Annotated in this window: 22 protein-coding genes and 1 tRNA gene; 10 read left to right on the top strand and 13 right to left on the bottom strand. The window is 49.4% G+C overall.

Features of this window, described 5'->3' with window-relative positions:
• Positions 1-3: 3 nt before the first annotated feature.
• On the bottom strand, positions 4-924 hold the full coding sequence (locus G441_RS0106810; RefSeq protein WP_026375654.1) for a chemotaxis protein CheV: 921 nt from the start codon (positions 922-924) through the stop codon (positions 4-6).
• A 187-nt stretch (positions 925-1,111) separates the two neighbouring features.
• Here G441_RS0106810 and flgA point away from each other — a divergent pair, with 187 nt between their 5' ends.
• From flgA to G441_RS0106825, 3 genes are all read left to right on the top strand, one after another.
• A complete protein-coding gene (gene flgA, locus G441_RS0106815; protein WP_026375655.1) occupies positions 1,112-1,846 on the top strand; it encodes a flagellar basal body P-ring formation chaperone FlgA in 735 nt (244 codons plus the stop codon).
• Between the two features lie 119 nt (positions 1,847-1,965).
• A complete protein-coding gene (gene flgM / locus G441_RS0106820; RefSeq protein WP_026375656.1) occupies positions 1,966-2,295 on the top strand; it encodes a flagellar biosynthesis anti-sigma factor FlgM in 330 nt (109 codons plus the stop codon).
• A gap of 54 nt (positions 2,296-2,349) precedes the next feature.
• Positions 2,350-2,775, top strand: coding sequence for a flagella synthesis protein FlgN (locus tag G441_RS0106825; RefSeq protein WP_026375657.1), 426 nt, complete (start codon positions 2,350-2,352; stop codon positions 2,773-2,775).
• 25 nt (positions 2,776-2,800) lie between these two features.
• Here the strand turns inward: G441_RS0106825 and G441_RS0106830 are convergent, their stop codons facing one another.
• Complete coding sequence (locus tag G441_RS0106830) at positions 2,801-3,250, bottom strand: LPP20 family lipoprotein (RefSeq protein ID WP_084407296.1); 450 nt, start codon at positions 3,248-3,250, stop codon at positions 2,801-2,803.
• A 142-nt stretch (positions 3,251-3,392) separates the two neighbouring features.
• On the opposite strand from G441_RS0106830, the gene G441_RS0106835 reads away from it, so the two are divergent.
• Positions 3,393-4,631: a flagellar assembly protein T N-terminal domain-containing protein gene (locus tag G441_RS0106835; RefSeq protein WP_051275396.1), complete on the top strand. Its 1,239-nt coding sequence runs from the start codon at positions 3,393-3,395 to the stop codon at positions 4,629-4,631.
• 46 nt (positions 4,632-4,677) lie between these two features.
• Positions 4,678-4,753 (top strand) — tRNA-Arg (locus tag G441_RS0106840).
• Positions 4,754-4,766: 13 nt separating this feature from the next.
• Here G441_RS0106840 and G441_RS0106845 read toward each other — a convergent pair.
• The 5 genes from G441_RS0106845 to G441_RS0106865 form a co-directional block, all read right to left on the bottom strand.
• Positions 4,767-5,606, bottom strand: coding sequence for a sulfite exporter TauE/SafE family protein (locus tag G441_RS0106845; RefSeq protein WP_240485094.1), 840 nt, complete (start codon positions 5,604-5,606; stop codon positions 4,767-4,769).
• Entirely contained in the window at positions 5,606-6,808 is a 1,203-nt protein-coding gene (locus tag G441_RS0106850; protein ID WP_026375661.1) for an NHL repeat-containing protein, read from the bottom strand. The genes G441_RS0106845 and G441_RS0106850 overlap by 1 nt, the downstream gene beginning before the upstream one ends.
• A 195-nt stretch (positions 6,809-7,003) precedes the next feature.
• Complete coding sequence (gene tnpA / locus G441_RS19505; RefSeq protein WP_026375662.1) at positions 7,004-7,432, bottom strand: IS200/IS605 family transposase; 429 nt, start codon at positions 7,430-7,432, stop codon at positions 7,004-7,006.
• Positions 7,433-7,545: 113 nt separating this feature from the next.
• On the bottom strand, positions 7,546-9,387 hold the full coding sequence (locus G441_RS0106860) for a M2 family metallopeptidase (protein ID WP_026375663.1): 1,842 nt from the start codon (positions 9,385-9,387) through the stop codon (positions 7,546-7,548).
• A gap of 36 nt (positions 9,388-9,423) precedes the next feature.
• The gene (locus G441_RS0106865; protein ID WP_034474649.1) at positions 9,424-11,331 is read right to left on the bottom strand and encodes a M1 family metallopeptidase; all 1,908 of its coding nucleotides are present in this window, start codon (positions 11,329-11,331) and stop codon (positions 9,424-9,426) included.
• Positions 11,332-11,406: 75 nt separating this feature from the next.
• On the opposite strand from G441_RS0106865, the gene smrA reads away from it, so the two are divergent.
• Positions 11,407-11,994 (top strand): DNA endonuclease SmrA, encoded by a 588-nt coding sequence (smrA, locus tag G441_RS0106870; protein ID WP_026375665.1) that lies wholly within the window; start codon positions 11,407-11,409, stop codon positions 11,992-11,994.
• On the opposite strand, the gene G441_RS19820 is transcribed toward smrA, so the two are convergent.
• Together G441_RS19820 and purL are read right to left on the bottom strand one after the other, a co-directional pair.
• On the bottom strand, positions 11,966-12,133 hold the full coding sequence (locus G441_RS19820; RefSeq protein WP_169726055.1) for a hypothetical protein: 168 nt from the start codon (positions 12,131-12,133) through the stop codon (positions 11,966-11,968). The genes smrA and G441_RS19820 overlap by 29 nt on opposite strands.
• A 222-nt stretch (positions 12,134-12,355) precedes the next feature.
• Positions 12,356-16,249, bottom strand: a complete 3,894-nt coding sequence (gene purL, locus G441_RS0106875) for a phosphoribosylformylglycinamidine synthase (RefSeq protein ID WP_026375666.1) — start codon at positions 16,247-16,249, stop codon at positions 12,356-12,358.
• A 170-nt stretch (positions 16,250-16,419) separates the two neighbouring features.
• On the opposite strand from purL, the gene mltF reads away from it, so the two are divergent.
• The gene (gene mltF / locus G441_RS0106880) at positions 16,420-17,823 is read left to right on the top strand and encodes a membrane-bound lytic murein transglycosylase MltF (protein WP_084407291.1); all 1,404 of its coding nucleotides are present in this window, start codon (positions 16,420-16,422) and stop codon (positions 17,821-17,823) included.
• 122 nt (positions 17,824-17,945) lie between these two features.
• Positions 17,946-18,098 (top strand): hypothetical protein, encoded by a 153-nt coding sequence (locus G441_RS19825; protein ID WP_169726056.1) that lies wholly within the window; start codon positions 17,946-17,948, stop codon positions 18,096-18,098.
• On the opposite strand, the gene tadA is transcribed toward G441_RS19825, so the two are convergent.
• Positions 18,095-18,610, bottom strand: a complete 516-nt coding sequence (tadA, locus tag G441_RS0106890; RefSeq protein WP_034474650.1) for a tRNA adenosine(34) deaminase TadA — start codon at positions 18,608-18,610, stop codon at positions 18,095-18,097. The genes G441_RS19825 and tadA overlap by 4 nt on opposite strands.
• 195 nt (positions 18,611-18,805) lie before the next feature.
• Between tadA and G441_RS0106895 the strand changes: the two genes are divergently transcribed.
• Complete coding sequence (locus tag G441_RS0106895; protein WP_026375669.1) at positions 18,806-19,039, top strand: hypothetical protein; 234 nt, start codon at positions 18,806-18,808, stop codon at positions 19,037-19,039.
• 7 nt (positions 19,040-19,046) lie between these two features.
• Here the strand turns inward: G441_RS0106895 and G441_RS0106900 are convergent, their stop codons facing one another.
• Both G441_RS0106900 and G441_RS0106905 read right to left on the bottom strand, forming a co-directional pair.
• Entirely contained in the window at positions 19,047-19,424 is a 378-nt protein-coding gene (locus tag G441_RS0106900) for a VOC family protein (RefSeq protein WP_026375670.1), read from the bottom strand.
• 1 nt (position 19,425) lies between these two features.
• A complete protein-coding gene (locus G441_RS0106905) occupies positions 19,426-21,396 on the bottom strand; it encodes a monovalent cation:proton antiporter family protein (RefSeq protein WP_026375671.1) in 1,971 nt (656 codons plus the stop codon).
• 114 nt (positions 21,397-21,510) lie between these two features.
• Here G441_RS0106905 and G441_RS0106910 point away from each other — a divergent pair, with 114 nt between their 5' ends.
• Complete coding sequence (locus G441_RS0106910) at positions 21,511-22,401, top strand: GGDEF domain-containing protein (protein WP_026375672.1); 891 nt, start codon at positions 21,511-21,513, stop codon at positions 22,399-22,401.
• Positions 22,402-22,450: 49 nt separating this feature from the next.
• Here the strand turns inward: G441_RS0106910 and tilS are convergent, their stop codons facing one another.
• Entirely contained in the window at positions 22,451-23,761 is a 1,311-nt protein-coding gene (gene tilS / locus G441_RS18140) for a tRNA lysidine(34) synthetase TilS (protein ID WP_051275398.1), read from the bottom strand.
• Positions 23,762-23,782 lie beyond the last annotated feature (21 nt).

Below are 23,782 nucleotides of genomic sequence, written 5' to 3' on the forward strand. Positions count from 1 at the left end.
CCGTTAGTCACCCAGCCATTTTTGAACAGCGGTAGCCAGTTCATCTGGATGAAACTTTGCGATAAAGTCATCCGCCCCAACTTTTTGTACCATGGCCTGATTAAACACACCGCTTAGAGAGGTATGCAAAATGACATGCAAATTTTTCAACTCTGGCGTATTTTTAATCTCTGCGGTAAGCGTGTAGCCATCCATCTCTGGCATTTCGATATCCGATACCAACACCCCCACTTTATCTGTCACATCGCCAGTAGGCGCAGCTAATTCTTTAAGTCGGTTTAATGCTTCCAGGCCGTTCTTCGCCATTTCGATTTCCAGCCCTAGCGTGGTCAGAGCCTTTTTAACCTGACCACGGGCAACAGATGAATCGTCGGCAATGAAAATAATCTTATCTTCACTGCCAGCCACGGAGAGTGTGCCCGCAACGTCTTCACTGACATCGGTGTTAAGCGGAGAGATTTCATTGAGGATCTTTTCAACATCCAGAATCTCGATAAGCTCATTATCGATTTCTGTCACTGCCGTCAGGTAGCTTGCACGTCCGGTGCCCTGAGGCGGCGGCATGATGGCATCCCAATTGGTATTGACGATCCGCTCGACAGCCCCCACCAGAAAGCCCTGCACGCTGCGATTGTACTCAGCGATAATGATAAATGCTGTACTTAAATCTTCGATGCGTTTGCCACCGGTAGCCATGCTCAGATCGATGACTGAGATAGTTTGACCACGAATATGGGCTACTCCACGCACCAGGCGGTTAAGCTTCGGCATTGAGGTGAGTTGCGGACATTGCAATACTTCTCGCACTTTAAATACGTTAATACCAAAGCGCTGGCGTCCATTCAGGCGGAACAGCAGTAATTCAAGGCGGTTCTGACCCACCAGCTGCGTTCGTTGATTAACTGAATCCATGATACCTGACATATCTCACCTCTGAACTGATTATATTCGGCACGCTTGTTGCGTTGTTATAGCACAACATGCGCTAAAACAGGCGCTTATAGCCGGATTAATTATGTTTACCCTGGCAGTCGTCAGTTTTTTGACGCACAACAGGCAGCATAACCGGCAACCATCTGACTAAAGCATAGACAATATGGTGATAAGTGATATGAAAAGTTTAACCAGTAAATTACTCACTCGGCAAATACTCAATGCACTTTGTGCCATCACGTCACTTACAGTGGTTCCAGTATCGGCATTTGCGAGCACAACTCAAGCACAAAAACTTGACCACCAAGCACTGCAACAGCAGGTTGAACAATACATTAGCGACGCCATCATTCGCGACAGCGGAGAAACCGTCGCTGTTGATGTCTCACCAATTGATGAACGAATCGACATACCAGATTGCCCAGCCGGTGTTGAGCTCACCCCCATGACTGAACTGAGCACGCAATCTAATATCAGTGTCAGAGCAGATTGCCTCAGCTCCGACTGGTATCTGTTTATTCCTGTACGAATCACCCGCACTCAGCAAGTTGTGATTATTGCCGATGTGCTCAGTCCAGGTGCCATATTAACTGCAGATAATCTGCAGCTCGCCGATATTGACAAAAGACAGTTGCGGACCAGCACCTTTGATGATGTTAGTTCGCTGATTGGCGCGCGCATAAAGCGCAGAGTTCGCCCAGGCCAGGCGTTGTCACCTGCAATGCTATGTTTCGTCTGCAAAGGCGACAGTGTTGTTATCAGTGCAGAGACTGGAGGTCTGAATATCAAAACCAGCGGTGTGGCTGAACAGGATGGTAATCTGGGCGAAACAATTCGTGTCAGGAACCTACGCTCAAACAAACTGGTACATGCAAAAGTGGCTAGCAGTGGCGAAGTCTCTGTTAATATCTAGCGTAAGCTTTCACCACTCCTCAACGCAACCAAACATTTAGTGAGTCAAATAAAAAAATTTGCTAAAGTCTGTTAACACCATGCCGATACACTAGTTGAGGTAATTCTGGTAGTGAAAAAATTATGGTAAACAATATCAATAACGGCGGGAACATCAATAAACCTCCCGTCGACAATCAAAAGCTCAATCAGCAGCAGGCTCAACAAGCAGCTGCCAAGAGCACACAAGCAGCGCAGACGCAGGCGCCCAGACAGGATTCTGTTTCCTTGACGCAGTCTGCTCAGCAGCTAAATCAGGTGCAAAAGAAAGGCTCGGATGCACCGGTTAATCAAGAAAAAGTGGATAAACTCAAAAAAGCCATTCAGAATGGTGAATATCGTGTTAACCCTGAAGCACTGGCTAAGAAAATTGCCAAGCTGGAAGCGGAGATTTTTGGCGTCAAGCGCTAACATCTCATCCATTGCAATATTAGCCGGCTAACAGGAATTACCTCAATATTCACTATGAAAGAGCTGGTACAGGCAGCAAAGACGCAAACTGAGCATCTGAGCGACCTAAAAGAGTTACTTGAAACTGAATTGCATCTTATCAGTGGTCGGGACGCAGAAGCGCTCCTGACCCTGGTCAAAAACAAAGAAGTCCTGCTCGACAAAATTCGCGAAACCGACGAAAAGATAAACCAGCTTTTCTCATCATCCCCAGACAAACCGATTGACCCAGAAGCCGAGCAATACATTTCTGAGGCAAGAGATCTTCTTGAACAATGCAAATTCCGTACGGAAATAAACACTACTGCCATAGAACAGGGGCAGCTGAAGCTTGAACATTTGCGCAATACATTAATTGAGTTGCGAGCAAAAGAATCGCTCACTTATGACAAATCAGGCAAGCCCAGACCGGGTAGCCCCGGAAAAGGCGTTAGCGCCTGACGCTGAGAGAAATTTTCACCTGCTCTTAGTAATAACGAACTTGCTTGATCCGCTTTGGTTTAGACGTTGACAAATAGATGTCATACACGCGAGCGAAATCAAGTTCTAGCTCAGTGGCATAGGTATCTTCTCCTACTGGATATGTTTTAATGACGCGAGCCCCGCGTATTACACCTTCCACTGACGCCTTCAATTCCGTATTAGTCAACACCAGACTGGCAAGCGACTGGTTGCCATCCACCCGTTGTCCATACACCTGTTCGGTCAATTCCCTGTAAGCATCCAATTTTGATGCTTTGATTGCCATCAGCGCTTTGCTGCTTTCGTTACTACCATGCTGTGCGTCAATAGGTGCGTATCCAACAGCATGTAACACAGGGTAGTGCTCCGGCTCCACGGTTTCCCATTCAACCTGTTTGTCGAATATGCTTGAGCATGCGCTCAACATTAGTAGCACAAAGGTGAGACTCGCCATACGGAGTGAAGATGTCATTTTCATGTTCATCAGCGTCATAAACCAATCAGTTGTTCTTAGCTAGTGGGATGCTAAGCAAATAACGATCCACAACGTTGCTTCTCGCGGTTTCCTCTTTTAAACCACATGACTGGTATAAAAAATGCTAAACCAGACATACACGTTTTTTTCGCGTCAGTATTCTGACAGCTTGCTACGTAACCGGATAAAGAAAGAGGGTAATGATCCTGTGATTGCAAAAATTTGCCACATATTGATGTTGCTCGGCACCTTGTACAGTTTGCCCCTGTACGCCGTTTGGTTTGAGGCGTCAGGGCAGGCAGTGATTGACCAGGGCAATAAACAACTGGCTCGCCAGCAGGCCACCCGCGAAGCCATAAAGCAAGCGTTGTTGTTCGCCGGTGCGAGCGTTAAAAGTGTTCAACAAATGACAAACGGTCTGTTGCGCAATGACAGACTAGAAATCCGCGCCACAGGTGAAGTGAATCAATTGGAATTGATTGATGAGGTCTATAGCGGTGATGTCGTGACGGTCACGATCAGGGCAGATATATTCCCACAGAGCTCTCAGTGCGACGCATCAGATTATCAAAAGTCTATCGTGACTACCTGGTATCCGATTCGCAACCGGCAACAGGCTGCCGCAGGCGGCATACATCATCTTGGCAGGTCGCTTGCTATGTTAATGCAGGACGAATTTGTTCAATACAGCAACCATGGCCGGATAAAGCAGGTTGAACCTTATTACCTGCAGTGGCAAACCTTAACAAACGCACAGCAGAGTGTGATGCTGGCGAACAAAACAAATAGCCAGTTTGTATTAGCTGCGTATATTGCCGACCTTAGCCTTGAACAAGAACAAAGTTCCGCATGGCAATTCTGGCAGGGTGACAACTATGTTCGGCATTTTGCGCTGAATGTGGCGTTAATGGATGGCCTTACCGGTGCCATAGTGTTTGAACAGACCTTCGCTGATAGTACAACATGGGACTTTGACTACAGAGAGCAGGTCGATACCAACAGTGCCAGATTCTGGAAATCATCCTATGGCACCCTAATCAGTGAAATGCTTCAGGATGTCATGCAGAAAGTCGATGAAAACATTAGCTGCATGCCCGCTTTCGGAAAAGTCATCATGGTGGAAAATAACACCTTACATGTCAATATTGGCACCAGCCAGGGCGTACAGGAAGGCGATGAACTGACGCTGTTTCAAATGCACCAGTTTTATGACCCACTTGGCAATCGACATCAGCAGTACGTATTGGCACCAACCCCACTTGTTGTTACAAGCGCCTTTACTGATAGTGCAACAGTTGTCCCTGCTGATGGTATGTTATTGGGCAATATTCAGCCAAACGACTACGTCGCCAGACGTTAGGGGTTTTATTGCACCGTTTGCTAGGTAATAATCTACCGCGCGGTCAGTCCCCATAGTTTAACTGGATAAAACAAGAGCCTCCTAAGCTTTAGATCTGCGTTCGAGTCGCGGTGGGGACGCCAGTCTAATAAAGTGTTAGAACGAGAACCCAAGACTCTTCTGCAGCATCACCCCGCCTACCAGTAACAAGTACACACCAAACGCCCGTTTAAGTTTATCGGGGTTTAATGCGTGGGCCAGTCTTGCTCCCAGCGGTGCCGTCAGCAAAGCGATAGCACTGATACCTAACCAGCCAATGAGATTTACATAGCCAATCGACGCGAGTGGCAGATTTAGCGCATTCCAACCGATAAAGATAAAACCGAGTGTGCCGGGAATGGCGATAAGTGCGCCAAAACCCGACGCCGTACCAACGGCTTGATGAATCGGCCGACCTGACATGGTCATCGTCAACACCGCAATCGTACCGCCACCGATCCCCAATAAGGCCGATACTGCGCCCAGAAACGTGGCTATCAGGACCTTTATTCCGCCTTGCGGCATATCACGGCTGACGCGCTTGTCTGCCAGCCAGTGAGGGAACAGGAAGTGCAATGACAGTATGAGTACACCTGTCCCGAATATCCCTATCAACGCCGATGCCGGTGCATCAGCGGCGATCACCAAACCAATCAGAACCCCGGCGACAATCCACAGCGCCCACCCTTTCAACACAGCGAAATCTACCGAGCCTCGTTTGGCATGCGAACGCATGGCGCGCAAAGACGTAAAAATAATTGTCGCCAATGACGTGCCAATCGCCAGGTGCACTGCGATACTCGCGTCCACTCCGGCTCGTTCAAAGATGAACAGCAGAACGGGCACGACAACAAATCCACCACCGACGCCAAACAGACCGGCGGTAAGACCGGCAAATGCGCCGGCCGCCAGCATCGCCGCAAGCAGCCAAAGCACATCAGCAGTTAACAATGTCACTAATAAACACCTAAGAAGCTGAATTTCTGAACCCTACGTCCAGTATTCACCTCGGTGGTATATATGTTCCCGTGACTATCGGTATCGACGCTATGCAGCCAGGTAAACTGACCGGGATAGCGGCCATTTCTACCAAAAGAGCCAAGCAGGGTTAACGAATCACGAAGATATATCCAGACTCTGCCATTCATCATATCGGCAACATATAAATACTTCTCATCCGGTGAAAACGCCACGTCTGTGGCGGTGCCCAAACCGCCAGTTTCGCCCCGCACTACCAGGTTTTCCGCAAAGGCTATTTCACCATCGACACCTCGTTTGAAAATCTGTACACGGTTATTGCGTCGGTCACATACGTAGATTAATCCATCCGATGCCTGGTTCACACAATGCACAATATTTCCGAAAAGCGGATTTTCAACGTCAACCCCTTGCTGCTGAGGCTGAGCCGCCTGAGACTGATCGAAATCCCCTTCTCTTACGGGCCCGGTTGGTTGGTTACCATATGCACCGAGGATATGGGTTGCCTGACGATTGTCTGTCGCAAATGAGGCCAGACGCGCATTGATATAGCCGTCGGAAATGACCACCTCATCATGCATTGGGTCGTGGTAAATATCTGATGGATTACCCAGTGTTGAGGTGTCCATGTTACCGCGTGTATCGCCGCGCTTACCGATGGCATTGAGAAATTCACCGTCAAAGGTAAAGTTGAGAACGACATGGTCATCTTTGCCGTTTCCTGCAATCCACACGCTATCCTTACTGTCGACGTAAAGTCCATGGACATTGACTGGCCACTGGTTAACACCGTCAATGTCAGGTGCGTGAGATGGCCCACCCCATGCTTTGTCCACGGTGCCATCTGGTTTAAAACGAATAATATGTGGCGCGGGTTCGCAGCACACAGCCGTGGGCGGATCAGCAACTAACCCTTTATCTAACCCTCCCAGAGAGTTGGGGCGCTGCAGGATCCAGATGTGATCGTATTTGTCTACCGACAGACCGCTGGTCTGTCCCAATAACCAGGTTTCAGGCAACGTTGGCCAACTGGCATCGACCGCAAATCTAGGCATAGGCTGGTCGGAATTCTTATAGGTTGGCACGTCAATGAGCGCCGGTGTTGAATCGACTTTAGTCTCAGCAAAAGCCGTTCCTGAAAAGGCTATTGCCAGACACGCAAGTTTACTGATGCGGTGCATTGCATCCACTCCTTTTTACGATTACCAAAAACCAGGAGCAGTATGCTATGCACGCCCCCAATATGTTGCAAAACATTACGATTAATTAGCGAATTTCTGCGACGGAATTTTATTACCCAACACAATACGTCGCCAATCCGCACTGTGTTCACAAACCGATATAGATTCCCCCGGGCATGCCCGGGGTTCTTACCGCTACAGCTCCATTCGGAGCTGACCTGAATCCTTTCGACCTTGATGCTCAACGTAGTTACGTATTGTGTGCTCGTCTAAGCCTACGCTGCTAACAAAGTAGCCCGTCGACCACACAACGTTCTCTTTCCAATAAACCTTGGACAGCCAATTGAACGTTTTTCTCATATTTGACGCAGAGCGGGCTTTGAGCTCACCCATCACCTCCGCGATAGAATACTTGGGGGGTATGACCATCACTAAGTGCATGTGATCATTATCAAAGCCCATCTGCTCTATCGTTACGCCGGGCATACTTCGCAGCAGCTTCGGCAACACCTTGCGCAAATACTCCACAACGAAAGGCTTCAGTATCCGACGCCTGTATTTGGTGACCCAAACTACGTGATACTGAAGTCGGTATAAACCATGTGATGAGACTCTGACTTCCATAGCAGCAGCATACAGTCGTCGGACTCATTCATCCACGGGTAAACCCGTGGTGTTCTGTCGCTACGCGACCGTCTACGTAAAAAAGGCGCTGAATAACAGCGCCTTTATTTGACTTACCAGCCACACTGGCGGTTTTGATTTTGCTCATCAAGCCAGTCTTTTAACGGTGCAAAATAATCAAGGATCGCCGTCGCGTCCATCTGGCGACTGCCCGTCATGGTCTCCAGTGCATTCTGCCAAGGTTGACTCATGCCCATTTCCAGCATGGCATTCAGCGCGTTACCCGCCTTTTCGCTGCCGTAAATAGAGCAGCGGTGAACCGGGCCATCATCACCGGCAATTTCGCACAAGGCGCGATGGAATTGGAACTGCAGAATATGCGCCAGGAAGTAGCGCGTATAGGGAGTATTCGCTGGCACGTGGTATTTAGCACCAGGATCAAACGCATCCGCATCACGCTCTATCGGCGCCATAACGCCCTGATACTTTTCACGTAATTCCCACCATGCTTTGTTGTAATCAGCAGGTGAAATTTCACCTGAAAACACCTTCCAACGCCACTGGTCTACAAGCAAGCCAAAGGGCACAAACGCAATTTTGTCCAGAGCCAGCTTAAGCAGCATACCAATGTCATTTGACGCATCAGGCACACTGTCGACCAGCCCAATCTGTTGTAAATACTTGGGCGTAATAGACAGTGAAATAGTGTCGCCTATGGCCTCGTGAAAACCATCATTCGCTGACCCCTGATACAACATCGGTAACGTATTGTAAGCGCGTTGATAGTAGTTATGACCCAGTTCATGGTGAATAGTGGCAAACTCTTCACCGGTTTTCTGAATACACATTTTAATGCGTAGGTCGTCTTTACTATCTATATTCCATGCGGATGCATGACAGACGACGTCACGATCGGCAGGCTGTTGGAACTGACTGCGCTGCCAAAACGTCTCTGGTAGCGGCTCAAAGCCAAGTGATGAGAAGAATGACTCGGCCTGCCTGACCATTTTAATCTCATCATAATCGTGCTCGGCCAATGCCTGAGTAACGTCGATAACATCCAGCTCCTGCTCAGGCTTAACCAGGTCATAGATATTTCCCCAGGTCTGTGCCCACATATTGCCCAACAGATGCGCAGGAATGGGTTTATCCTGTGGAACCACGTCTTCCCCATAATGCTCGCCTAACTCGGCCCTGACATGACAATGCAGAGCATCGTAGAAGGGTTTTACCTGCCCCCACAGTCTGTCTAGCTCATTGCCAAAATCATCGGCAGGCATGTCATAGCTGCCACGCCAGATATCACTGACATCGCCAAAACCAAGCTCCTGTGCTCCCTGATTGGCCAGTGTCACCTGCTCTTCGTACAGCGCTTTCATCGGCACAGAGACCTCACGCCATCCCTGCCACATTTCCAGTAGTAAGTCTGCATCACGTTCAGTGGCCATCTTGGCCGACATGTCGGTCAGGCGCCAGCAGGTGTTATCATCTCGACAATAACGCCCGCTTCCATATAAACCTTCAAGCTCAGCACCGAGCTCGGCAAGCCGCTCGGATTTGGCAGGATCCTGCGGTGCTGGCAGGACCAAACCATAACGCATTAAGTCCAGTTTACGCCGTGTGTCTGCATCTACATCGACGTCATTGAACGTCGCGGCCTGTTTCGCCAGCTCAGATGCGCGGCTGGTTAACTTCTCTGATAAATAGGCGCTGACCGCCGCGGAGTCCTGATTGATATACGTTTGATACACCCAGGCTGCTTGCGCTGCTGGATACTGCAATTTTGCCAGTTCTGACTGGGCTTCTTCGACGAAGTTTTTAGCATCCTGCGCCGTCAGCGACTGGGCCTCAGAGGCTATCGTTGCAGGTGCTTGTTGCGCCTGTTCCTGCGCACAACCTGTGATGGCAAGCGCGACTGCAGTACAAAGCGCCGACACCGTTTTTGAATGACTCATATTTTTCCTCACTTACTTCTGCGTGTTATTTTTATTCTAATTAACAAAGTCCTGATTGGCTTTGATTGTCAGTGGATGGTAACCCGATTTCGCTTCTTCAAAGGCGCGTTTTGCAAACGCTTTGCCCTGCTCCGTCTTCGCTAATTCAGCATACAGCGGCCTGACTAATTTGTTACGACCGATGCCGGTCAGGTAGTTATACAGGCGTTCATAAGCAGGTTGATACTGTTTCTGAATGGCCAGTAACAGCCATGTATGCGCAATTTCATTATTGCTGACTTGCGTCAGGTTAAATGCGCTATCAAGCGCACTCATTTGGTCGATACTCAATGACTCAGGAAGACCGCGCAGGAAATAATTCCATTGATGATACGTCCAGTTGCCTACCTTAATATCTGCGGCTCTGATTTCGCCCTGCAAAAATTGCTGTCGCTGATGATCAATGCTGGAAAATGCATCTGATTCAACGACCGGCACATTGGCCGGCAAGCCAGGCTTCAATATCCACTGCTCTATGCGCTGCATGTCGACCTTGTCAGGGTACTGAGCGGCGAGCGTTTGTTGCAGGTAGTCAAGAAACTGGTCAGTGGTGATGCTTTTGAAGGCAAAGGCATCAAAGTATTCCAATAAAAACTGATCAAACGCCTCACGACCAACCGTTTGCTCCAGGTCCCGCAAAAACAGCGCGCCTTTTTCATACGGGATATTACTGAATACGTCATCCGCATCGCGCCCGCGTAAGTCTATGGCCATGATCTGATCGCCTGCCGACAATGTCTGTAGATCCTGTTGCAGATCCTGCATGCCAAGTACGGCTTCCATACGGTAACGGTCTTCACCATATATCATTTCCATAATTCGGTAGGTTAGATAAGTGGTAAAACCTTCGTTTAACCACAGATCCCGCCATGTGGCATTCGTTACCGTATTGCCAGACCAGGAATGAGCAAGCTCGTGGGCAATCAATGCCACCAGGCTTTTATCACCGGCAATGACGGTCGGCGTAATAAATGAGAGGCGCGGATTTTCCATTCCTCCAAACGGAAAGGATGGTGGTAAAATAAGCAAGTCATAGCGTTCCCATGCGTACGCCCCGTACTTATTTTCGGTCGCTATCAACATTGCTTCTGTGTCTTCAAACTCCTTCGCCGCAGCGTCAAGCAAAGGCGGCTCAGCATAAACCCCGGTACGCTCCCCCATGGCTTTAAATTCCAGATTACCAACCGCCAGTGCGATCAAATAAGAAGGAATGGGCTGTGGCATAGTGAACTCATAAACGCCGTCACGCGCAGTATCAGGCTCGTTTCTTGCGCTCATCACCGCAAGTAAGTTTTCCGGCGTTCTTACCGTCGCGGAGTAGGTAATCCTTACACCAGGCGAGTCCTGTATCGGAATAAAGCTGCGTGCGTGAATAGCCTGTGCCTGGGTGAACAAAAACGGCGATGTTTTACTGGCCGTCTGCTCCGGCGTCAGCCACTGTACGCCCGAGGCATCTGGCGATGTGCTGTAATGGATTGACACAACACTGCCCTGTTCAGGCAATGAAATGTGCAATGCCGTCCCTAAATTTTCATCGGGCTCTGCCAGCGTAAAATCGAGCTGCTGGTCGTTTGCCTCGATTTTTGACACCTGCAGTGCTCGCGTATCAACAATCAGAGTTGTTGCTGCTGGATCTACCTTTTCGTATTGCAGATGTGCAACGGCTTGCAATTTACGCGCATCAAAATCAACTGTAACGTCCCAGTCCAAGTGTGTCACCAATACCTGCTCAGGGTTGGCAAACGAATGATAATCATTGCTGTAATAAAACGAATCGCTGTTTGATACTTGCTCAGCATCAGCCCCATCAGCGGCCGCTTGCGTTTGTTCTGAAACGGATTGGGTTGATGGCTGGCACGCTTGCAAAGTAAACACGGTAATAAAAAATAAAAGGGGAAAGCGCATGAGGTGATCCTTTTGTTATTATTCGCTCATAGTAACAGGTAAACGTCGGTTAAGTTACCACTAAAGGACGCGTGTATGGCCAATAGTACAAGTGAACGTGACCTCTTCTGGCAGGAGATGGGGGACGTGAAACCTCTGCGTCAGGACGACCCAAAAGTCACCATACGCAGCAGCCAAATGGATGAAGAGACGGCCAGACGCAGACGTGAATCCGCGCAGCGATTACATAATAAAGATCCCAACTTTTTAAGTGTCGAAGCGGTTACACCTGTCGATCCCATGGATGAGTTGAGTTTTAAGAAAGATGGCGTACAGCATGGCGTATTTAAAAACCTGCGCTTAGGGAAGTATCAGATTGATTCGACTCTCAATCTACAATCGCTTTCTTTTGAGCAAGCCAGACAACAGGTGTTTGACACCATCAACCAATGTCACAAAAAAGGTGTGCGAACATTGTTGATTCGCCACGGTTTAGGGATAAACAGTAAACCCTTCGCAGGTTTCATGAAAAGCTACGTGAATCGTTGGCTACGGCAAATGGATGCCGTTATCGCATTTCATAGTGCGCTCAAGATCCACGGCGGCTATGGCGCAGTGTATGTATTACTGAAAAAGAGCAGTGAAGAAAAACTGCTTAATCGCGAACTTCACAGCAAGCGGTAACGCCACTAGAGGCAATCAACTTTTCGAACTCGATATGTGATGATGACTTTGCAGACGTACTGAATACTGCAGTAATAATCATGACGATAACGGCAATGGCCACTCCGGTAAGGCCAAACCCACGTGATGAACGGTGCATGCTAACTCTCTTGTCTTTTTTTATTGTTTTTAGTTAAAGCGCGCGTCGAAAATTCGTCGCTGCTCTCTACCCATTTATTCTTGCTTGCAACGCGTCCATGGTCGGATGACCGGTTGAAGGTGTTGATATTAAATACAAAAAAAGCACTTGACAAGTCAAGTGCTCAAATATTTACCTACAGACGTCAAATCCTTGACGTCAGTTTATCGGGTAAAATGGTCATTAGCTCAGCGCTTTACGGGCGTTTCTGAACATGCGCATCCAAGGGCTATCTTCTCCCCATTCATCCGGATGCCAGCTGTTAGCCACTGTCCTGAATACACGCTCTGGGTGCGGCATCATAATGGTAGCGCGACCATCCACAGATGTGAGTCCAGTGATACCATCCTGAGTTCCGTTCGGGTTGGCGGGGTACTGCTCTGTAACGCGATGATAATTATCAACATACTGCAGCGCGATTTGCTTGTTATTACCGAGCGTTTTGCGTTGTGCCGAATCGGCAAATTCGGCGCGCCCCTCGCCGTGACTTACCGCAATTGGCATGATTGAGCCTTGCATACCTTGCAACACCAGGGATGGAGAGTCAGCCACTTCAACCAGTGCTACCCGTGCTTCAAAGCGAGCGGACAGATTGTTCACGAAATGTGGCCAATGGTCAGCACCCGGGATAAGCGACTTCAGGTTTGACATCATCTGGCAACCATTACACACACCGAGAGATAACGTATCGGGACGGGCAAAAAATTCAGCGAACTGCTCTCTGACCCTGTCATTGAATAAAATCGACTTTGCCCAACCCTCACCGGCACCTAATACATCGCCGTAGGAAAAACCACCACAAGCCACCAGTGCCTGGAAGTGATCCAGCGTAACGCGCCCGGCAAGAACATCGCTCATGTGTACATCAATGGCGGAAAAACCAGCGCGATCGAATGCTGCGGCCATCTCAACGTGAGAATTCACGCCCTGTTCACGCAGTATTGCAATTTTCGGTGCAACGCCTTTGGCGATATAGGGCGCCGCAATATCCTCTGCGGGGTCAAAGGTGAGGGATGCGCTAAGACCAGGATCGTTGACATCCTGCTTGGCAGCAAACTCCTGCTCTGCACACTCTGGATTATCACGTAACGCCTGCATGTGATAGGTGGTCTCTGCCCACACCTTACGCCAGTGTGCTCGAGTACTGCTCAATACAGTCTGGCCACCACGAGTAAATGTAATCGTATCGTCATCTGTCGGCGAACCTATTTGATGCGTCATCGCACTCAGGCCATGGCTATTTAACCTATCGAGTACCGCCTGAAGATCTTCATTACGTACCTGCACAACGGCACCGAGCTCTTCGTTAAACAAGACCGATAAATTGTCACCATGACAGGTATCAAGGTTGATGTTGAGACCAACATGTCCGGCAAATGCCATTTCAACCACAGTGACAAACAAGCCACCATCTGAGCGGTCGTGGTAAGCAAGCAATTTCCCATCTGCGTTAAGCGATTGAATCACCTCATAAAACCCACGCAGAACAGCAGGACTATCCACATCCGGCGTGTCCGTACCAAGCTGCTGATAAACTTGAGCAAGGCAACTCGCCCCCATACGATTCTTAGCCTGCCCTAGGTCGATCAATAATAAACTGGTATCGCCTTTGTCAGTGCGAAGCTGCGGCGTCAGGGTTTTGCGGATATCCTTTACCGCACCAAACGCAGAAATAACCAGTGACAAGGGTGCAGTGACAGATTTGTCCTGGTCGCCATCCTGCCAGCGTGTTTTCATTGACATTGAATCTTTACCAACCGGTATGGTCAGATCCAATGCGGGACACAGCTCCTCCCCTACGGCTTTAACCGCTTCATATAAACCTGCATCTTCTCCGGGATGACCAGCCGCGGCCATCCAGTTGGCAGACAATTTTATACGCTTGATATCGCCAATGCTGGCAGCCGCAATATTAGTCAGTGCTTCACCCACGGCAAGCCTGGCTGAAGCAGCATGATTTAACAGGGCAACCGGCGTGCGCTCGCCCATCGACATTGCTTCGCCGTGATAGGTATCAAATGCGGCAGCCGTTACGGCGACATCGGCGACAGGGATCTGCCAAGGGCCAACCATCTGGTCACGGCATACCATACCTGTTACCGAGCGGTCACCAATGGTGATCAGAAACGTTTTTTCCGCCACCGCAGGTAGACGCAAAATCCTTTCCGCGGCCTCGTCAATATCGACATTGCTTAGGTCCAACGTATCCCCCTGCGCCGAGGCCGATTCAACCTGACGATGCATTTTTGGCGGTTTGCCCAGCAAGACATCGAGCGGCATATCGATAGGTTTATTATCAAACTGCGCATCCGTCAGACTAAGGTGGCGCTGTTCGGTCGCTTCGCCAATAACCGCGAAAGGCGCACGCTCGCGGGCACATATCGATTCAAACAGGTCCAGGTTTTCTGGTGCCACAGAAAGCACATAGCGTTCCTGAGACTCGTTACACCAGATCTCCAATGGTGTCATGCCTGGCTCATCATTTGGCACATTACGAAGTTCGAACACGCCGCCACGACCGCCATCGTTGACCAGTTCCGGGAAGGCATTGGAAAGTCCGCCTGCACCGACATCATGTATAAACTGAATAGGATTGTTCTCGCCCATTTGCCAGCATTTATCAATCACTTCCTGGCAGCGGCGTTCTATCTCGGGGTTATCACGCTGTACTGACGCAAAATCTAAATCTTCACTTGACTGGCCTGATGTCATTGATGACGCTGCACCACCACCCAGGCCGATATTCATCGCCGGGCCGCCCAGTACAATCAGCTTTGCACCGACCGTAATCTCTCCCTTTTGAGTATGCTGCTTACGGATATTACCGATACCTCCAGCCAACATAATAGGCTTATGGTAGCCACGGACTTCGACACCATTAAAACTGTTCACCTGCTGCTCATAGGTTCTGAAGTACCCTAGCAGCGCCGGACGCCCAAATTCATTATTGAACGCAGCCCCTCCCAACGGACCATCTAACATAATGTCTAACGCACTGACTATGCGGTCCGGTTTACCGTAGGGCTGTTCCCAAGGCTGTTCGAAACCGGGGATATTGAGGTTAGAGACGCTAAAACCGACCAACCCGGCTTTAGGCTTGGCACCTCGTCCGGTTGCGCCTTCATCACGTATTTCACCGCCGGAGCCGGTTGCCGCTCCCGGGAATGGAGAGATTGCGGTCGGGTGGTTATGGGTTTCAACCTTCATCAGAATGTCGATGTCTTCACAGTGATAGCGATATTCAAGGGTATCCGGCGACGGAAAGAAACGGCCTGCTGCGTGACCTTCCATCACTGCGGCATTGTCTTTATATGCTGAGTGCACGTAATCACTGCAATGCTCATAGGTGTTCTTAATCATTTTGAACAACGATTTAGGCTGTAGAGCGCCATCAATTGTCCAATCGGCATTGAAAATTTTGTGACGGCAATGTTCGGAGTTAGCCTGAGCGAACATATACAGTTCAACATCATTAGGGTTGCGATTTAGCGTGCTAAAACTTGTGACCAGATAGTCAATTTCATCATCTGCTAATGCCAGGCCGAGACGGCTGTTCGCCTCTTCCAGTGCTGCCTTGCCCCCACCGAGGATATCCACGCTGCTGAACCTGTTGGCTTCGCTGGCATGGAAAAGTTGTTGTGCATCGCGACTGTCCGTAAAGACTGACTCGGTCATGCGATCGTGTATCAACGCACAGATCTTTTTAAACGTGGACTCATCATGCTGCTCTGAGAGCGGCAGGTAATAAGCAACACCCCGTTCGATTCTATTAATATTTGCCAGACCGCATATATGCGCGATATCCGTCGCTTTTGAAGACCAGGGAGATATTGTCCCTGGGCGAGGCGTAACCAATAGCAACGAGCCTTTCGGGTCGCCACTTGTCATCTTCGGGCCGTAGGTTAGTAACTTTTCCAGAACGTTGTGTTGCTGCTCACTCAGCGGCGACGCCACATCAACAAAATGCATGTATTCCGCAAACAAATCGTCAGCTGGGATGCCAAGCTGCTGCAGTTTTTGCTGGAGTTGTTTATGAGAAAATTCAGTAAGAGCAGGTGCGCCGCGAAGAACTAACATGTGCAATGTACCGGGTTATGACAACCGCAGGCGGGTCATCGAAGGTGAAGGACGATTCAGGCCGCGGATTATAGAGCAAAACACGGTGTTGGGACAACGCCATAGTCGATTTGCTCGTGCGATGCAGCGATGGACTAGCGTATTTTCAAAGATTTGTTCACAATGGCGACATGAAGTTTTCGCTCCCCTCATCTAAACGCCTTATTTTTACGCTGATGATTAGCGTCGGTGCGCTCGTTGCGTGCACAACGCCTTCACAACAAAATCACCTACAGCGGATCATCGATACTGGCGTATTGAAAGTCGGCACACAGTTTGGCCGCAGCACCTATTACAATGGTGCGACAGGTCCAGAAGGGTTTGAGTACGAACTCGCTGCAGGGTTTGCGGATTATCTTGGTGTGCGACTGGAAGTCTTTGCTTATTACAATCTTGGCGAACTGTTTCCACAGGTGCAAAACGGACATATTGATTTAGTTGCCGCCGGTATTTCGATGACACCAGAACGACAGCAACAGTATCGCTTCGGGCCTGCCTACCAGGACGTCAGCCAGAAATTGGTATTCAAGCAGGGAGCTGATCGTCCGCGTCGGGTTGAAGACCTCACGGGTGAACTCATCGTAGTGGCCGAGAGTAGTCACGCAGAGACTCTGCGGAGTCATCAGTCAGAATTGAGCTCATTGAACTGGCGTGAAACCGAAAATATGGACCCCGAGGAATTGCTGGAACTGGTAGCGACCGGTGAGTTGGACTACACCATTGCTGACTCTAATATACTCGCGGTAATGAGACGACGTTATCCCGACCTTAGTATTGGCTTTACCATTGCCCCTGAGCAGGGCGTAGCCTGGATGCTCAGTGACGACCATAACGACGCGTTGCTTGCCGCGTTGGTCGAATACTTCGGTATTATTCAGAATAATGGCCAATTGGCTGCATTAGAGGACAAGTACTTTGGGCATATTCGACAGTTCAATTACGTCGATACCCGTGAATTTATTAAAGCCGCCAAAACGGTTTTGCCGGAATACAAAGCACTGTTTCAGGCTTACGCACAGGATTTGGACTGGCGGCTTATTGCCGCGATGAGTTACCAGGAAAGTCATTGGGACCCCAGAGCAAAATCACCGACGGGGGTACGAGGCATGATGATGCTGACACTGGCAACCGCCAAAGACTGGGATGTGACCTCACGTTTGGACGCAGAACAAAGCATTCGAGGCGGTGCAGAGTATTTTGCCAGTCTGCTAAGACGTATTCCCGATCGAATTGAAGCCCCCGACAGAATATGGCTGGCGATGGCCGCGTACAACATCGGCCTGGGTCACCTCGAAGACGCGCGAGTACTGACTCAACGCTACGGCGGCAACCCGGACATGTGGATAGATGTGAAACAGCATCTACCATTGTTGAGACAGAAAAAACATTACCGCACCACACGCTATGGTTACGCCAGGGGCGATGAGGCCGTTACCTACGTAGATAACATACGTCGCTACTATGACACCCTGGTGTGGCTGGATGAAAACCCCGAGCAGCTCGAACAGCCAGCGTCAATTGAAGCGACTGACTAAGCGTATTTATTACTTACCTCTCTATTGAATTTGTTACTCACTGTCACAATTAATTCACGGAAGTGTTGAACAAATACGGTACATTAGCAGGTCTAATAAAAACACGACAACAAGGAGTGAGAATGAAACGACGACCGACAGTCAGGCAACAAAGACTGAATAATAACCCAACCCGTAGACGCCTTATGCTTAAGCGTTTACATCAGAAAATACAACAGCGCAGACGTCAACAGCAGCTACTTGAACTGTCTGAACAGTGGGCTAAAGCCTGCTAGTCACCCTGTAAACCGTCAGGCTGTTTTCGCAGCGCTTTTTCGGCTTTTATCTGCGCACGACGGGCACGAAAGAAGTCACTCAGTAACTTTCCACATTGCTCTGCCAGAACACCGCCCATCACCTCCACTTTGTGATTATGCGAGGGGTGTTCAAGCAGTCGCATTGCACTCTCAATGGCACCCGTTTTTGCATCGCTCGCACCAAAGACTAACCGCTGGATACGGCTATGCACCAATAATCCCGCACACATAGGACAGGGCTCTAGCGTTACGTAGAGCGTCGCACCGAGCAGACGATAATTACCAACCCGAACAGCAGCATCTCTCAACGCCAACATTTCGGCATGCGCAGACGGATCGTGACGACCAATGGGGTGATTGAACCCCTGGCCAATCATCTCACCATTGTACACCACCACAGCTCCTACCGGCACCTCGCCTACTTCGGCAGCCTGTTGCGCCAGTTCCATCGCATGCCGCATCCATTTTTGGTCTTCGTCTGCAACGTTCATTAACTGAGACACTTAGTGAAAAACCGCAAGATTTTACGAAATTGCCCACTAAGTGTCAGGTTTATCATTCTCACCAAGCGTAACCATATGTTTTATATGACTTTTAATTTTGGCAGTTAAATTGCAAGTCAAAAGTCGAATAACACCTTACACTTAAGTGAATAAGGGTTTTAAACACAAAATAAGGAACCCATCATGAGTTGGACACCCGTTGCTATCGTCGCCATTATCGCCTGGGCAATTGTACAAGTGACTGGAGGCAGGAAAAAAAACAAACACGATGCGGAATATCTGCAGCAGACAGAGGCCATGCAGCGTCACATTGATGCCTTGCAAGAACGTATTGAAATACTGGAAAAAATCGTCACCGACGAAAAATACGATTTAAAGAAAAAATTTGACGATTTGGAAAACGACCGCGTTGCTTGAAGACACGCTAACGCTTTTCTTCCATTAAACCAATAAGGTTTCCATCAGGGTCTCTAATAAAACCTATCCACAGCTCATGGTCTGACATTTTTGCCGTGAGCTGCGGTTCACGCTCCGGGGTGGCACCTGAATGTATGGCATTTTCATAGACACTCTCTACCGCGGTGGTAACGAAATACGTGATCGAATTTTTACCGACCTCACCTGCTCCCTGAGGGGTGCTTAGCATTATCCTTACGCTGTCGCATTGCAGGAAAGCTAACTCGTCGGAGGGCTGAAATAGTAATGTAAGTCCGAGGATCCCTTCATAAAAACCAAGCGCTTGGCTAACATCGCTTACGGTAATCGCAATCTGTCCGATACGTTGAATAGCGGGAGTTGTCATACTAATCGCCCTCTAATAAAAACCGTTCGACTCGCTCGATGCGACGCGGTTTCCCGGATATCACCAATATATCGCCCGTTTGTAACACTGTTTCCGTGTCTGCCGCATCAATGACATCACTGCCGCGACGGATCTCTTTCACAAATATACGACGGCTAAGTAAATCCAATTGTTGCAATGATTTATTTTTCGCAAACGCATCGTCGGTGATAGCAACGGCGTGCATAAATTCCAGTTTGTCGCGTGTGCCATAGCTGATTTCCGTGGTTTCTCCCGGATAAAAGCCATGCATATGTCCGTAATGTCCTTTTCGTTCATCTCTGACGCGTTTTAAAATCCGCGACATAGGCACGCCCGAATAGTGTAGTACCTGTGAGACCAGCATCAGGCTTCCCTCCAGAATCTCAGGTACAACCTGCACTGCCCCGGCGTCGTATATCTGCTCTAACTGATAATCTTTGCGGGTTCTGACCACCACTGGCAACGCATCATTGATCGACTTTATGGTATTGATCACCGTCACCACTTTATCGGTCTGATCGAACGTTATCAGCACCAACCGCGCCGACGCTATACCCGCGCTATGCAGAATATCTTTTTTGCCAGCGTCACCAAAAAATACCTGCTCGCCTGCATTTCGGCTTTCTAACACCCGCACCGGGTCAGCATCAATTGCGGCATAGTGAATATTCTCCAGATGCAGCATGCGCGCAACAGACTGACCAACCCGACCAAAGCCAAGAATAAGCACATGATTATCGAGCGTCTTGCCAGTGCCGTCTTGCAGTGGTGGTGTCGCGTCAGGCTCAGGCTGCTTAACCACGTGCTTTGCCAGTTTGAGGCTGTGTGTGATTAAACTTGGCGTCACCGCCATACTTAACACACCAATGCTCACCAGTAGCGACACCTGGGACGAGGTCAGCACCTGAGTGTCGACAGCCAGCGCGCCAATCACAAAACTAAACTCGCCCATCTGACACACCTTAAAGCCTGTTGCCCAGGCATCAGTAGCAGGTGCTTTAACCAGCCAGGCCGCAAATCTGACGAGCAGAACCTTGACCACCAGTAACACCAGCAATCCCATTACAACCCAATGGAACTGTCCTAAGAGCACGTCTAGTTGCAGCTGCATGCCCACCGTGGCAAAAAACAATCCCATCAGAATATCTCTGAAAGGGCGAATATCCGCTTCTAGTTGATGACGATACTGACTTTCACTGAGCATCATACCTGCCAAAAACGCGCCAAGTGCCATCGAGAGGCCAAATGCATAAGTCAGGCCGGCAGCCAGCAACGCGACAACGATGGTGGTCAAGACAAATAATTCGTCGGTACGAGTGTTAGCCACTTCGATAAAGACCCGAGGCAGCAGCCATTTACCAATCGACATCAGTATCACAACGACCAGAACACCTTTCAGCGTTGCAATACTTATTGCGGCTAGCAGGCTACCGTCGTTGCCATCAGCCAGCAGTGGAATAACTATCAGAAACGGCACCACGGCCAGATCCTGAAACAACAGAATACTCACTGCCATCTGCGAGCGGGGTGTATTGATGATGCCTAATTCTCCCGCTTGTTTAATCACAATAGCCGTTGACGACAGCGCTAACATGCCGCCAATGACAAAGGCTTGAGCAAGTGGTAATCCGGCTAACATGGCGATTAGCATGAAAAAACCGGTAGTTAGGAGCATTTGTCCAAGGCCGACACCAAATACCAGATGTCGCATGGCAATCATTTTCGGCAGTGAGAACTCAAGTCCCAGTGAAAACAGCAGAAACACAATGCCAATTTCAGCGATTAAGTGCATGTCTTCAGGGTGAGTAAATACAGACAGTAAATCCGGGCCTAATAACACGCCAGATACAAGATACGCGAGAATAGCGGGAAGATTGAGACGACGAAACAGCCATACCATCAGCACGGCGGTGGCCATCAGCGCGACAAAACTGGTGAATACGCTGGTCATGTTATCCTTCAGGTCGTTTCAGATTTTAGAAAACGTGTCGGCACGCCATTTGCATTATCCCCTGACAATAGCGATAGGCATCGTCTGGTGCCAAGAATTTGGCGGGAGAAAGCATTGGATTACTCTGTTCACAACTACGATAGCACAGTCGAGCCGGGCTTTTTTGATCTCAATACCGATCAATACACATTAACCGATGCTCAGGCCAATGGTTTCTTAAGCGTTATGCTATCGACTATTGAGCTTAGAAAACTATGCACACTGTGCTATGAGTCCATGCGTCAATATGTCCCTCTGGCCAGTTTGACTGTGCAATACCAGCAGGGAAAATTTTCCATCGGGGAAGTTGAAGGGCTGGACTATCCATTTACTCTCACCTGCGGGCCGGAAGGTGGAGCCGTGGCATCAGTGACATACCATTTTGAACAGGACCTGGGGTATCGCCATCAGCAGATATTACAGCAACTTCATGCTCACTTTGCGCAGGCATTACAGCATGCCCTTGCCTATCATCACGCGAGGCAGGCTGCGACCAGAGACATGCTGACCGGACTGGGTAACCGCAGTGGCTATGAAGAGACACTGACACATATGCTCAGCCTGTGTGAACGACAGCGCCAGAGTCTAGGCATTCTGGTGATTGATCTGGATAAATTCAAAGCAGTAAACGATACCTTTGGGCATCAGGAAGGCGATCAGGTGCTGGTCGCAATGGCAAACGTTCTGCGTGACTGTCTGCGTGAGGCTGATTATGCATTCCGTTTTGGTGGCGATGAATTTTGCTGTTTGCTGCCGGGTAGCACAGTTGAGACAAATGCGCTGATATCAAGACGCATCACACATGCAATGGGACAGTCACCTATCCTAAACAAACACTTTATCTCGTGCAGTATCGGTAGCACCATTGCGGACGCAGAGGATGACGCATGCTCTTTGTTTGAGCGCGCGGATATTGCAATGTACCGGGCGAAGAAAGAAAAACGACACAACCATATGGCGGCATAGGAAAGGCTAATATGTCTCGTGCTTGCCCATACTGCGGCAAGCACTTGCCCTACTCGCTCCTCAATACTGTCAGGTAATCAGTCAGCGCTGCCTGGTACTCGTGTTCACCAGTAAATACAATGTCACCATGCTGATTGATAAAGGCGATCGCTTGTTTCTCTATGCTGATCACCGGATAGGTCTCACGCCACCATGGCGGTATACACTGGCCTTTCAACCACTTTCTGACTGGCATCGGACGCTGCTGCTGGCCTCTTTCAACAACAAGCGCTTCATTTACCTGACCAATCTTGGCGTGCGCAAAATATTCAGGCATTGGACCTGACGTGCGTAGTGAGAATGCCCCATTAAATAGCGTCAATCCGTCTACACACTGCAATGGGACTGTGGGCATTTTTTGACATTGCCGACTATCAATCACATACAATCGCTGCTGATAACGTCTCAGCTGCCAGTGCTGCCACTGCAGGATTGGATTGGCATCAGGTTTTGCGTCAAGCAGTTCGTCCAGTCGCTCGAGCAGTGCCTTCGGCGGTGCCTTTATTGCTTGCTCCTGCAACCAGGCACGCACCAGTTGACGCTGCCAGGCGGGCGTCACGGCAGATAGCTTTTGACAACATACCGCACCATCCTCGCCCTGCATGTTAGCGAGTTTTTCATTGACGACATCATCAAGCAGGGCCTGCTGCTCTGCGCACAGCATGGCACTTCGAGACACCGTGCGGGTAATCGAAGGCCAGCGCTGGCGTAACAAGGGTGTGATCTGGTGACGGATAAAGTTACGCTCGAAGCGTTCGTTGGCATTGGATTCATCTTCCTGCCACTGCAACGCATGGAAATCTGCAAACTGCCTGATGTCCTCCCGGTTACAAGCCAACCATGGTCTGACAACCGTTCGCCCTTGTGACCAATTAAGCTGCGCCGGCATAGCGCTTAGCCCCTTGGGCCCGGCGCCGCGTTTGAGCTGCAAAAGAAAGGTTTCTAACTGGTCATCAGCGTGATGGGCAAGCAATAGCAGTGCGTGGTCAGGCAACACGCGCTCAAATGCGTCGTATCGGGCGTCTCTGGCTGCACTTTCAATACTGATCCGAGCTGCCTGTGCGACCTGAACAGGTATCTCTACGAGCGGAACGTCAAGCGCATCACACTGTGATTTGCAGTGTTGCTGCCAGGTTGCTGAGTTTTTACTGAGTCCGTGATTAACATGGATAGCGTGCAGATCATGCACCACGCCTTCGCGGCGCAAAAGATAGCAGGCATACAGCAGTGCCTGTGAATCTAAACCACCGCTGTATGCCACGTAGATGGGAGAGCCAGCAAATGAGTCTAATGCGTCTTGTAAATGACGTAAGAGGTCCACTCGCTTTGCCTAACGCGACAC

The organism is Aestuariibacter salexigens DSM 15300 (assembly GCF_000429145.1).
GTDB lineage: Bacteria > Pseudomonadota > Gammaproteobacteria > Enterobacterales > Alteromonadaceae > Aestuariibacter > Aestuariibacter salexigens.